The 12,348-nt window shown below is 68.6% G+C and carries 8 protein-coding genes; 2 read left to right on the plus strand and 6 right to left on the minus strand.

The window, feature by feature from the left end:
* The first annotated feature begins 16 nt into the window (after positions 1-16).
* On the plus strand, positions 17-802 hold the full coding sequence (locus tag ALLO2_RS06170) for a bifunctional 2-polyprenyl-6-hydroxyphenol methylase/3-demethylubiquinol 3-O-methyltransferase UbiG (RefSeq protein ID WP_108913499.1): 786 nt from the start codon (positions 17-19) through the stop codon (positions 800-802).
* A gap of 3,209 nt (positions 803-4,011) precedes the next feature.
* On the opposite strand, the gene ALLO2_RS06185 is transcribed toward ALLO2_RS06170, so the two are convergent.
* From ALLO2_RS06185 to ALLO2_RS06200, 4 genes are read right to left on the minus strand one after another with little or no spacing between them, the layout of a single operon-like run.
* The gene (locus ALLO2_RS06185) at positions 4,012-4,401 is read right to left on the minus strand and encodes a hypothetical protein (RefSeq protein WP_011436021.1); all 390 of its coding nucleotides are present in this window, start codon (positions 4,399-4,401) and stop codon (positions 4,012-4,014) included.
* On the minus strand, positions 4,398-5,798 hold the full coding sequence (locus tag ALLO2_RS06190) for a glycosyltransferase family 2 protein (RefSeq protein WP_011436020.1): 1,401 nt from the start codon (positions 5,796-5,798) through the stop codon (positions 4,398-4,400). The genes ALLO2_RS06185 and ALLO2_RS06190 overlap by 4 nt, the downstream gene beginning before the upstream one ends.
* Positions 5,795-7,591, minus strand: coding sequence for a glycosyltransferase (locus tag ALLO2_RS24050; RefSeq protein ID WP_011436019.1), 1,797 nt, complete (start codon positions 7,589-7,591; stop codon positions 5,795-5,797). Before ALLO2_RS24050 ends, ALLO2_RS06190 begins: the two co-directional genes overlap by 4 nt.
* A complete protein-coding gene (locus tag ALLO2_RS06200; protein ID WP_011436018.1) occupies positions 7,591-8,454 on the minus strand; it encodes a glycosyltransferase family 2 protein in 864 nt (287 codons plus the stop codon). The genes ALLO2_RS24050 and ALLO2_RS06200 overlap by 1 nt, the downstream gene beginning before the upstream one ends.
* Before the next feature lie 513 nt (positions 8,455-8,967).
* Here ALLO2_RS06200 and ALLO2_RS06205 point away from each other — a divergent pair.
* Entirely contained in the window at positions 8,968-10,500 is a 1,533-nt protein-coding gene (locus ALLO2_RS06205) for a sugar transferase (RefSeq protein WP_232234916.1), read from the plus strand.
* Here the strand turns inward: ALLO2_RS06205 and ALLO2_RS06210 are convergent.
* Together ALLO2_RS06210 and ALLO2_RS06215 are read right to left on the minus strand one after the other, a co-directional pair.
* Positions 10,497-11,438: a glycosyltransferase family 2 protein gene (locus ALLO2_RS06210; protein ID WP_011436015.1), complete on the minus strand. Its 942-nt coding sequence runs from the start codon at positions 11,436-11,438 to the stop codon at positions 10,497-10,499. The two genes, ALLO2_RS06205 and ALLO2_RS06210, sit on opposite strands and share 4 nt — an antisense overlap.
* 244 nt (positions 11,439-11,682) lie before the next feature.
* Complete coding sequence (locus ALLO2_RS06215; RefSeq protein ID WP_131728911.1) at positions 11,683-12,165, minus strand: YdcF family protein; 483 nt, start codon at positions 12,163-12,165, stop codon at positions 11,683-11,685.
* Positions 12,166-12,348 lie beyond the last annotated feature (183 nt).

The following is a 12,348-nucleotide window of genomic DNA, read 5'->3' on the forward strand; positions in this document are numbered from 1 at the left end:
GACGACCGGAAAGGCTGTGACGCGTGACGTGATGCAACGTGACAGGCCCAGGGCGGGGAACCCGGCGGTCGAGCGGGAGAGATTCCCGCCGGAGTGGGCTCTCGGCTACTACCGGCGATCGCCGCAAGTGGTGCGGCAGATGGCGTACTGGACGCTGCGGAACGCGCCTGGGCTCCGGGTGTCGTGGGGGAACATGAAACGGGTCAGACCGTTCAGCGACCGTTACGGATGGGACCGCGGGCTGCCGGTCGACCGGCACTATATCGAACAGTGGATCAGTCGGCATGCCAACGATATCCGGGGGCATGTACTGGAGGTCAAAAACGCGGAATACAGCTCGCGGTTCGGAACTCCGGGTCGGATTACGATCATCGACCGGGATAAGACGAACCATCATGCCGATCTTCATGTCGACCTCGATGTCGCGGACAGTCTGCCCGCCGCCGAGTTCGACTGTGTGATTCTCACTCAGGTCCTTCAGTACACCTCTCCGGGCTGCTGTCTGGAGAATCTGTGGCGGTCGCTTCGACCGAACGGCGTCCTGTTGATCTCGGTTCCGGCACTGGGACGTATTGACGTGGACGACGGGGCCGACGACAAGTGGCGCTGGACGCCGCCGGGTCTTCGCGCCGAACTCGCCCGAGTCGGGATCGAGGCCACGGTGGAGGGTTTCGGAAACGTCCTGGCCGGTGTCTCGGCGTTGTTGGGTCTGGCAGTCGGCGACGTCAGTCGCAAGGATCTCGATGTTCAGGACGCGCGCTTTCCGGTGCTGACCTGTGGGCGGGCGGAGAAGCCGCGGTAGGGTGGCGAGTCGACCTGGTCATCGCCGGTTCGACCCGCGGCGAGCACCACACACGCGGTCGCGGTCTGTGATCCGAACCNGGCCNGNCCGNCCCCCGCCAGTCCCAGGCTCCCACCCAGCAGCCAGAGACTGGGCAGCACCAGCACCGCCAGCAGCGCCTCGATACACACGAGCCACCCGGCCCTCCGCTGCGCGCGGGCCGTGCACAGCTCCAGGATGACGACTGTGCGGGCGACCGAGCCCAACAGCAGCAGTCGAAGCACAGTGGTCGCGTCGGCCCGGTAGGAGGGGCCGAAGAGAGCCAGTACAAGCGGCGCGGCGACGATGAGGGCGAGGACGATTCCGATAACAATCGGGAGAATGCGGCGCAGCATCGCCCGTTGGAGGCGGCGAGAGTCGGCGCCGGGCTGCGCGCCTTCGACCGTGAGCGAGGTCCCGAGGCTCCAGGGGATTTCGTCGACCGTGCATATGATCAACCAACTGATTCCGAACGCGGCCCCTTCCGTCGCCCCGATCCGGGCGATGACAATCATCGGCAGGAGCGTCGTGCTGAGCTGGGACACCAGCTCCGCCAGCGAGTCGCCGGCCAGGTATTTTCGGAAGTCCGCGGCCAGCCCGGGTGGGCTTGGCGCACGTCCGGCGGGTCGCAGCCACACCAGCAGCATGACCGACGCCGGTATGACGGCTACCGCCGCGGGCATCACCCAGGAGGTGAACAATGCCAGTCCGCTCACCCCGCCACCGAAGGTGACGAGCAGAATGAGCTTGACGACGCTGTAAGCGGTGTTCTCGATCGGTACGACGACCGCCTTCCGCAGGCCAGTGAAGACGTTGTCCTGCAGTGCGAACAGCGACCAGATCGCCACCGAGATGGCGAAGAAGAGGGCGATCCGGGGTGACTGGAGAACTGCGAGAGCCGGGCTCATCCGGGCGGCCAGCAAGGCAAAACTCAAACCGACCAGCAGGCTGAGGCCGGCCGCGCCGGCGTAGGCGCCGACGACCAGGCGGCGCGCCTGGCCCCCCGCCTGCGGCAGGAAGGCGGTCAATGCGCCCCCCAGGCCCAGCTGGCACAGGTAGGACAGACCGGTGAGGGCCGAAATGAGGGCGGTGGCCTCGCCGACCGACGGCCGGTCGGCCTGCCGGGCGGCCAGCACCCAGTAGAGGCTGCCCACCAACGACGAGAGGCCGCCGCTCATCGCCAACGCCATGCCGTTGCGGTACAGCGCACCGCTCTGGGCACCGCTCTGGCCGGCGGCCCCGTTCGCCGATAGCGGCAGAGTCCGCGGCGAACGGGGCCGCGGCAGGGTCCAGGTGCTATCCGGCGAGTTCGTAGATACGGGTGTTCCGGGTCGCGTACCAGAGGCGGAACCGCGGCGAGGAGCGGACGGCCGTCTCCACCGCCCGCAGCGCACCGGCGGTCGCCGTCCGGTATACACGGTCATACACCTCCTGTGCCGTCGAGAAAACGAGGTAACCCCGTCCCGGGTACGTTCCGATGAAGTCGGCCACGGCATTCACCGTCGATGGCCTGATTGCGCGCTCGCCGAAGGTGTCGGTGATCAGGACATCGTCCACCTCGGGATATCGAGCCCCGTAGCGGCTCGGGAAGGTGGCCCCGGTCAGCACGGCCACCGACCCGGGCCGGGCGTGCGCGTACAGATAATCACCGGCCTGGACCTCGTCGGCGTTCATGAGATTCAGTTCCGTCTTCCCGAAGAAGGCGGGCATGAAGAGCGTGGCGAGGAGGAGAATCCCGCCGCAGCCCGCCAGGACGTGCCGCCGTCGCCACCGCCCGGTCATCGGCGCGACGGCGCAGCACACCAACGGCGCGCACCAGGGCAGGGAGAACAGAATCGCCCGCAGGATGCTTTCACCGCCGTAGCTCTGCCCGAACAGGATGACGCCCGGTGCGATGCTCAGCAGGATGAGCGGGAGCACCCGGCCGTCACCGCGGTGCAGCCGGCGCAGCCCGCCGACTCCGGCCAGCGCCCAGACCGTGCCGGTCAGGATCAGTCCGGTGGTTTTGGCCAGCTTCCCCGACGAAGGAAGCGGCGGCTCCTCTGACCGGGCGTTCGCGAACGGGTCGGGACTGCTGAAGACCCCGAAATGATCCTGAACATAGGCGAAGTGCGGGATCAGATAGGCGATCGTCAGACCGGCCATGGCGACCACCACCCACCGCGGCCGCACAAGCCCGGCCGCGGTCAGCGCACCGACTCCGAGGAGGAGCAGGTACGGGGTCAACTGGTGGCTGACCACCACCGCCCCGTCCAGGAGCAGCACGACGCCGACCGCCACCGGCAGCGGCCAGGTTGGGCCTGGCGGGGCGGCGAAGCGCAGCGGCGGCCTTCTGCTGTGGACTCCGGCGGACCGCACGGTCCGCCGCAGGATGGCCCTCGGCGCGCCGGTGCGGAGTTGCCGCAGGAGCACCAGGTACAGGGCGAGGGCCAGCGTCCGGCTGAGGGCCTGGGGGGCGAAATAGTCCTGCCCGACCCAGTTCGTCACGACGAAGACCAGTGCCGCGCCCGCAGCGATCCGTGGCTCGCGAAGCAGCGTCCTGGTGGCCGCCCAGACGAGAAGGGCGTCGATGCCGGTGAAGAAGACCTCGGTCCAGGCGGCGAAGGCGATCGGGNTGGGTCGGCCGGCAAGCGAGCCGAAGACCGCGGTACCGGCGAAGAAGCCGGGCCATCGGTGGTAGATATCGATGTCGATGTCGACGCCGCCATGCTGCTCGATATAGCGGACCACGCCGATGTGCTTGTACACCCAGGGGTAGTGCGGAACGTCCAGGATGAGCGGAAGGGTGCCGTAGAGCACGAGAATGCAGGCAAGCAGGTAGGCCGCCGCGATGAACGGCTGGAAGCGGGCCCGCCCGACGGCGCCGACAGCGCCGAGCAGGAGCACGCCCAGGCCGACGTACCAGGCGATGGGCAGTGCCGGCGGGAGACCGTAGTCGGTGAGGTTCTCGACGTGGATCCACCGCAGTGACAGCCCCCAGAGGGTGATGCCGACCGCCAGCGGAAACAGCCAGCGAAGGCCCGTCGCGAAGGGGCCTGACAACCGCGCCGGCCGCCGGATTCCGGGGTCCTCGGGCCGTCTTTGACGGACCGAGCGCAGGCGGGCCCGGGCAGCCGCGGCGTGGGGCTGGGAAGCCGCGTTCTGGCCGAGCCGGGGATCCGGTATCTCCGGCGGAAGCAGCGGTCTGCCGGTCAACGCCCTCGCACCTTCCCGTCAGCGCGCGGCCGGGCGCGCGGCTGGGCGCGCAGCTCCGCGCGCAGGCTGTGGATGAGGACCGCGCAGCAGGCAAGTCCCACGACGGACTGCATCACGGCTGGGTGCCACCATCCCGACCAGACCATGAGCATGCTGGTCAGGACGTCGACGGCAAGGCTGATGGCGACGGCAAGCCCGATCCATGCCGCCGTCCCGTCGACCGGGAGCCTGGCCAGCACGGCGGCCCCGGGAAGGAGGAAGGCGGCGGGGACGGCGAGCAGGACCCGTACCGGAGAATCTGTTCGGCAGACCACAAGAAAGGCGAGCATCACGGTTACCGCCACGAGCGCCGCCTGCGTTGTTCGGCGGGCGTACACGCTGCTCATGGTTGCGCTCCAGTGGTCACGGTGGAGATCCGCGGTTCGGGGATGGGCGCCCTGGGAAAGGGGGCGGGGGGAGCACCGGGAGTCGGTGCGTGGTCATGAGGAAGATCGCGCTGCCGGCGCCGGGCGAGGGCCCGGCTGGCGGCATAGCCGACCGGCCCTCGGGCCACACCGACCAACTCGATCAAGGTCAGGGACCGGGGATAGTCACGGGATTTGCCGGCGTTCTTGCTGCTGCGTGGGTGGAGAAGATGATGCAGGCCGCCGGGGACGAGACGGGCGATCTGGAGGCGTTCGGCGGGTTGAGTCGCGATGCGTTTGGTGACCATCGCCCCGAGGCCGGCCCCGTAGTCGTACATCTGGCGCCGCAGTTCGACAGTGGTCCGCTTGTGCAGGTGGCGGATCAGCGCGGCCGGCTCGTAGACCAGGACGTGGCCACTGCGCACCACGGACAGGAAGATGTCGAGATCCTCGCCACCGCGGGCCGCGGTGCCCGTGCCGAGAAATTCGTCGAAACCACCAAGCTGACGCAGCGTATCAGTCCGGAAAGCGCTGTTCGCGCCGCTGCCGAACACGCCCGCGGTATAGGGATAGAGCAGGTCGCCTGATCGATTTTCGGTGCGGTCGAACCGGCGTCCGACGAAGCCCTTGCCGAAGCCGCCGAACTGCTCGAACCACACCTGCGCCGGGGTTGAGAGCTCCAGTGGCCGGATCAGCCCGGTGACGCACCCCACCGTCTCGTCGACGACACCCGAGCCGGCGGCGAACCCGGACAGGAGGAACTCCAACCAGCGCGGGTCGACCTCGACGTCGTCGTCGGTGAAGACGACCACCGGTGTGGTCGCGGCGGCCAGTCCGGCGTTGCGGGCCCGGGAAAGCCCCCTCTCTGGCTCGGCGACGTAGCGCACCTCGCCGGCCATCCGACTGAGCTGTTCGCGGATGCCGCTCGTGCGCGGCCGGTTGTCGACCACGATGATTTCCTGCGCTGGCACGGACTGCGCCAGGATTCCCGCGAGCGTGGCCGCCAGCGAGGGGGAGGCGACGCAGCTTGTCACGACGACGGTCCCGGCGAGCTCGGCGGGGAGCACCGGCCGGCAGACGTCTGACGTCACAACTCCGTCGATCGGGACCGTTTCGGGAACCGCGAGCCCGTCCGCGGTCAGGTGGGCGGCCACGTCCGGCCCGAGTCTGTCCATGACCCGGCCGGCGAGCTGGTCCGGGCGCAGGCCGGCCGGGGACAGCGTCGCAGCGACCACCCCCAGGGGACGGCCGTGCAGCCGGACCAGCACCTGTGCCGGCCCGTCACCGGTGAGCACCGGAAGCGGCGCGGACAGTTCTACCTCGTGCAGCGCGATCGGACCGTCGCCCGGCAGCATCATGGCCGGCGGCGTGGTGGTCACGGCCGCACCTCCCCGAACGCCGCCGGGACGGCTGGTACGGGCAGATCGGCTGGTACGGGCAGATCGGTGACGATTGGTCGGTAGGGTAGACGCGGGCCGAGGAGCCGAGCCCTCGTTCGACGGGAGAGCCGGCTGCCCCGCGTACGCAGCAACTCCCGAGCGGGGGCCGCGCGGCCGGCCCCGTCCAGCCACGCCCTGATCTGCCGGTCCGGGGTGTCGACCGTCACGGTCAGTCGGGCAAGGGCGAACGGGTCGTCGGCGCCGTGCGACATCATGTTGCGCACCCCGCAGGCGGACGTGAAGCCGGCCTGCCCGACGAGCCGCCGAACGGCATGGTCGTAATTGCCGTGGGGGTAGGCGAAGGAGCCCACCGGTGCGCCGATCGCAGCGGTCAACCGGGCGTTGCAGTCGCTGATCTCCCGGCGCGCCTCGTCGGGGCGAAGCTCGTCGAGCCGGGGATGGGTGTGGCTGTGACCACCGATCTCGACCCCGAGGCCGGCCAGGGTCCGCAGGTCGGCGCCGCGCAGCATGCCGACCTGGCCGATCCAGTCGGTGACGACGTAGCAGGTCGCGGTGAGCCCGTGCGCGACGACCTCACGAGCGGCGGCCAGGTTGTCGGCGAATCCGTCGTCGAAGGTGATGAGGACCGGTCGCGGAGGCAGGGTCTGGTGCCGCCTCCGTTCGACATACTCGGACACCGTCAGCGGTACCCGGCCGGAACCGGCAATGAGGGTGAGATGGCGGACAAAGGTTGCGGTATCGACCGTCCAACGTCGATAGCTCGCCACCGGATAATCGGTCACCGAGTGGTACAGCAGAATCGGGATCACAGCTACCTCCGACGGGATCGGCTGACGTGGCGTGTCACGCCGGCCGGCGGCGAGGCGTAGCCGGCCGCGTGCGTAGCCGATGGCCGTGGACCCGGTGCCGACCAGCACGGCCCCGGCTCGCGGCCAGGTGCCCAGGCTGTGGCGGTCACGAGCCAGTGCTCGGGGCAGCGTCCGCCTCAGGTACTGCCGTTCGGTGGCGAGCGCCGCGTCCGCCCCGGCCCGGTCGGCTACCGCGGCCTTGGACAGGCCTTCGGCATGGCAGCGTGCCAGGAAGTACCGCAGGGAGGCCCGGTCGCCGGTTACCTGGTGCCAGACCCGTGCCCGTGGCTCGTAGCGGACGACAGCGTCCGGGAGGATCGCCTGAAGGCGGATACCGAACTCGGTTTCCTCGCAGCCCAGCGGTGTGGTGCCGACCCGCCCAAGCCCCTCGGTGAACCCGCCGACGCGATCGAACACGGCCCGCCGGAACGACATCCCCGCTCCGATCGGGTTACGGACCGCAGCCGTGTCGGTCGGCAGCCCGACGTAGCTGCATCCGACCACCCAGTCGAACTCGGGGGGGAACCAGCGGGGTCGGCGGTGCGGCCACACCGGCATGGCGGCACCGCCGACCCCGGCGACCCGGGGGTCGGTGTAGTGGGCGGCCAACTGGGCCAGCCAGTCCGGCTCGGCGTGGGCGTCGTCGTCCAGGAAGGCGACCACGTCGCCGGTGGCGGCCCCGACGCCGCAGTTGCGGGCACCGGACAGGCCACGGCGGCCGGTGTTGGGGATCACGGTGGCACCGGGGTACGCAGCCTCGGCCCACCGGCGCAACCGGTCATTGTGGTCGATGACGAGGATCAGCTGGTCGGCCTTCCTGGTCTGTTCGGCGATGCTGGTCACCGCGCGCTGCAGATCGTGCCGGCGCCGTTCGGTATAGGCACAGATGACCACCGAGAGCCGCGGGCCGGCCGGGGGGGTCATCACGCGTATTCCGTCGCGCCGGTTGTCCTGCGCCGGCCATGGGGAAGGTCGCCCGGACGTCGCTGGCTGACGATGGTCGATACCGGTTGACCGGGACTGCTGAGCAGCATGCCGTCCCACCTGGCGCGGTTTCGTGACCGGGCGGTAAGGTTTTCCGACCATTCGACGAGGATGGTCCGCAGGACGCGCATACCATCCCGGCCCGCATTCAGGTTGCTCGCGCCGTGAAGGCGCTTGTGCTCAAAGCTGCCGACCTCGGTGACCCGCAGGCAGGCCTTGGTCGCACGGAGGGTGATCAAGGTTTCGATCTCGAAGCCGTCGCCATGCCGCCGAATGCCGTCGGTTTCTCCCGGCATCAGCCCGAGCATCGGCAGACAATCTCGCCGGAATGCGTTGTAGCCGTAGCACAGGTCGGTGAACCGGCGGTGGAAGAGCAGGTTGACCAGATGACAGAAGAAGAGATTTCCAAGAGTACGCAGCAGGGTAATGTCGTTGCTGCCGCCACGGTGGGCGAATCGGGTTCCCTTGACGAAGTCGGCGCCCTGGACGAGGGCCGCGACGAAGGAGGGTATCTCGGCCGGGTCGGCCGAGCCGTCGGCGTCGAGCGTGACCACGATGTCCCCCGATGCCACGGCAAAGCCGCAGGCCATGGCGTTGCCCTTGCCGTATCGGGTCTGGCGGACGACGACCACGTCGGGGCGTAGCTCGCGGGCCAGTCGGACGGTGTCATCGGTGGAGTTCCCGTCCACCAGGATTATTTCGGCGTCCACCGGAAGTCGGCCGAATACTTCCCGCAGATTCCGCGCCTCGTTGAGCGCCGGAATCACCACACTTACCGATGGCGAATCACCCGAACCAGACAAGGACGCCCCCCTGGACAGACCTGGATAGTCGGTGGACCACGGTGGAATTTCGTCCTGCCGAGCTTCCGACCACGCGCTCGTCACGCGCCGTGACTCTAGATAATGGATGTTGATAGCTCTGGAAACCCGGGATGCTGGCGTGTCGCCGACGGGGGTCGGGATATTTCCTCATCGCCGGCGGCGGATGGCACGCAACCGGCGGCTCAACCGTTTCCCCGGCCGGTCGGGGCATGGCCAGCGGATGCGTTCACCGGGACACGGTCGCGGCAGCGATACACGTTCAGACGAGGTGTCCAGACGGGGTTCTGGACGCGCGACCACTGAGGTGCGTACGTTCGCCACGACCGGCGGGTCGCTGGGGCTGCTCACCGACTGGCTCACCTTCGCTGGCTACGGAAGAAGGATCGTTCCAGGTCCAATCCAGCAGCAACTATGAACACCCACTGCCATCCGATGGAGCGGAGAACAACCAATATGGCCAAGGCCGGGGACACCGCACGACGAAGGCCCGAGGTGTCTGACTCGACCGGGGGGCGGGACGAGGACCCCGCGGTGCTCTCGTCGGTGGCGGCCACGCCCCGGGACACGACCGTCCCGGCTATTCCGCGACAACGGCAACCAGAGCCGCCGGCAGCCGGGCCGCCGGAGTGGAAGGTCAGGCTGACCGCCAGAATCTTCATCATCGATGCCACGGCAATCACGGTCGCGCTTACCTGTTCCTATCTCCTCCGGTTCGGCATGAATGCGAACCCAACCGTCCACGGGGCGTCATATCTTTCCGTCGCGATAGGTATCGGACTGGGCTGGATCGCCATGCTCGGCGCCGCCGACACCTATCAGACGAAATATCTGGGCATCGGAACCGAGGAATACCGGCGGATCAGCGTCGCGACATTCCGACTGTGGGGCACGACGGCGATCCTCTCCTACGTCCTGCGCGCAGAAGTCGCTCGCGGGTTCTGTCTGGTGGTCCTGCCGCTGGGGCTACTGCTGCTGATTACCGGTCGGATGCTCGCCCGCCGACGGCTGGTGGCGGCTCGGCGGGCCGGCCGTGCCCGCCACCGGGTCGTCGTCGTCGGCGACCGTAGCACGGTGGCCGAACTCGTCAGCGAGCTCCGATATGAACCCGCAGCCGGATTCGAGATCGTCGGCGCATGTCTACCCCGGCAGGACGACTACTCGGCCGATTATTCTCCCTTTCCCGTCCTCGGCGCCCTGCCGGCGCTGCGGTCCACCGTCGCCCGCGCCATGGCCGACACGGTGGTGGTCGCCTCGTCTGTGGCGGTCAACATCGAAGCCGCCAAGCGGATCGCCTGGGACCTCGAGGGGACCGGTGTCGATCTTGTCATCGCGTCGAGCATGGCCGGAATCGCCGGGCCGCGGGTATCCCTGCGGCCGATCGCCGGTCTCCCCCTGCTACACGTGGAGAGCCCGGTCTATACCGGTTGGCGAAAGGTGGCCAAAGACATCTTCGACCGGGTCCTTGCCGCCGTGGCCCTCGTTACCCTGTCCCCGCTGCTGCTTCTCGTCGCGTTGACCATCCAGGTTGACAGCACCGGACCGGCATGGTTTCGCCAGACCCGGGTGGGTAAGGACGGCCGCGAGTTCCAGATCCTCAAGTTCCGGACGATGTACGTGGATGCCGAACGGCGCCGGGCAGCGCTGGAGGAGCGCAACGAGGCCGACGGACCACTTTTCAAAATTCGCGACGACCCCCGCGTCACTCGGGTCGGACGAACGCTACGGCACCTGTCGATCGACGAGCTGCCGCAACTCGTCAACGTCCTCCGCGGCGAGATGTCGCTGGNGGGGCCGCGGCCGCCGCTGCCGGCAGAGGTCGCTCAATATCACGACTCCGTCCACCGTCGATTCAAGGTCAAGCCCGGCCTGACCGGACTGTGGCAGGTGAATGGGCGTTCAGAACTGCCCTGGCGGGACGGGGTGCGACTCGACCTCTACTACGTAGAGAATTGGTCGATCATGCTCGACCTCGCCATCATCGCCCGGACTGTTAGCGCCGTGCTGCGGCGGTCCGGCGCATTCTAGGCTGGCGGAAGGGGCGGATAGCCGGCCCGCCAGTCGGCCCGCCGGGTCCATACGACGCGCCAGCCGCCGCTCCCGGTGCCGGCCGGCCGGCCGATTACCGTGGCGAGGGCCGCCCGCAGCGCCACCCCGAGGACCAGCATCGCCAGACACACCGTCCGGCGCCACCCGGTCCAATGGGTCCGCGCCAATGTCACCTTGCCCGTCATCACCAGCACGTGCTTGTCCGCCCATCCGGCGGAGGACGCACCGCCATGGTGAACCACGACCGCGGCGGGTGTGATCACGGGATCCAGGCCGGCCCGGCGGGCCCGGATCGACAGGTCGACGTCCTCGCCGTACATGAAGAAACGGGAGTCGAAGCCACCGAGCTGCTCGAACAGCGCGCGTGGGATGAGCAGCAGGCAGCCCGTCACCACCCCCACGGTCCGAACCGTGTCGCGAGGCCACGGTCCCATCGATTCGGGATCGAACAGGGCCGAACGCCGGAAGGCGGTGGACAGTCCGAGGCCGAAGCACACATGGCTCCAGACGGTCGGAACAGCCCAGCACGACCTGGGGTCGACGGTGTGGTCTGGACCGAGGGTGCGACCGCCGTAGATGCCGTGCCTAGGGTTGGCCCGCGCAAAGTCCAGCAGGTTCGCGACCGCGCCGGGGAGCACCACCGTGTCGGGGTTGAGGAGGAGCAGGTACTCCCCCTTCGCCTGGGAAGCCGCGAGGTTGACCGCCCGACCGAAGCCGAGGTTCGTCCTCTGCTCGATCAGGTTCACGCTGGGAAACCGATCACGGATGATCGAGACGGAGTCGTCCGTGGAGGCGTTATCCAGGACGATCATCTCGGTCGCGAGGCCGTCGGACGTGGCCGCACAGGACTCCAGGCATGCCGCCGTCATCGCGCCGGTGTTGTACGAGACGATCAGGATCGAGACGTCGACGCCCATTTCCCTCTCCAGACCCAGGTAATCTGTGACCCAGGTAATCTGTGTCGGCAGTGGTGGTCCGGCCATCGGCCGTAACGCGAATCGTGCCGGCTGGCCCCGGCCGCCAGTTCCTGCCTCACCCTAGACGACGGGTTGTCGTTCGGTTGGTTATCCGACCGCAGGCCGGCGGGCGTTTCTGGCGTATTCCGGATCCTCGCAACGTGGGCCAGTATTCCCACCCGGTCTCCTGGTCTGCTCCTCGGGGTCAGCAGCTTCGCTGCCAGATCAGCGCCTTGGCGAGGGCGCCCCACTCGTAGGCGATCGCATAAGGCCATTCCCGGAGGCGACGCGGACCGACCACAGTGACCCGCAGATCACCGTGGAAGCAGCGGCTGATGCGGATGCGGGCGCGGGTGTCCTGCGCGCGGCCGGTGACGAAGAGGATCCTGGTCCAGCCATGTCGGGCGGCGAGCTCAGCGGCTGCCCGCGCCTCGCCCCGCGTAGTCACCGGGTGCGGAGAAAAGCAGATCACCTCCGCCTTCGGTGCCTCGTGGGCCGAGCACCCCCGCGTCCCTGGGGTGGACATCACGAGGACGGGAGCGTAACCGGTACGGGCCAACTCGATCGCCTTGCCGGTTCTGTCCCCCGGACCCGCCAACATGACGATGGCGTCCGCCTGGACGGGCACGTCGGCGGCGGGGAATACGAACAGCCGAAGGGTAAGCGCGGTGAAACCTGCCAGGAACACCGCGAACAGCATCACGATGAGCCGGCGTCNCCCCGCTCGTCCCCGCCGGTGGCGCGCAGCCCGGCCCGCCCCCGGCGGGGGACCGGATGACCCCCGCTCACCGGCCGGCGGTGACGACGCAGCGGAAACCACACCGTCATTCAAACATGCCGGTGTCCGACCACGACCGAGGAAACCGTCGGT

The organism is Frankia sp. Allo2 (genome assembly GCF_000733325.1).
Taxonomy (GTDB): domain Bacteria; phylum Actinomycetota; class Actinomycetes; order Frankiales; family Frankiaceae; genus Frankia; species Frankia casuarinae.

Bases quoted from the DNA above. Each gene is read 5' to 3' on its own strand.
- ALLO2_RS06185 (WP_011436021.1), bottom strand. From the start codon at position 4,401: ATGAGCAGCGTGTACGCCCGCCGAACAACGCAGGCGGCGCTCGTGGCG.
- ALLO2_RS24050 (WP_011436019.1), bottom strand. From the start codon at position 7,591: ATGACCCCCCCGGCCGGCCCGCGGCTCTCGGTGGTCATCTGTGCCTAT.
- ALLO2_RS06210 (WP_011436015.1), bottom strand. From the start codon at position 11,438: ATGGGCGTCGACGTCTCGATCCTGATCGTCTCGTACAACACCGGCGCG.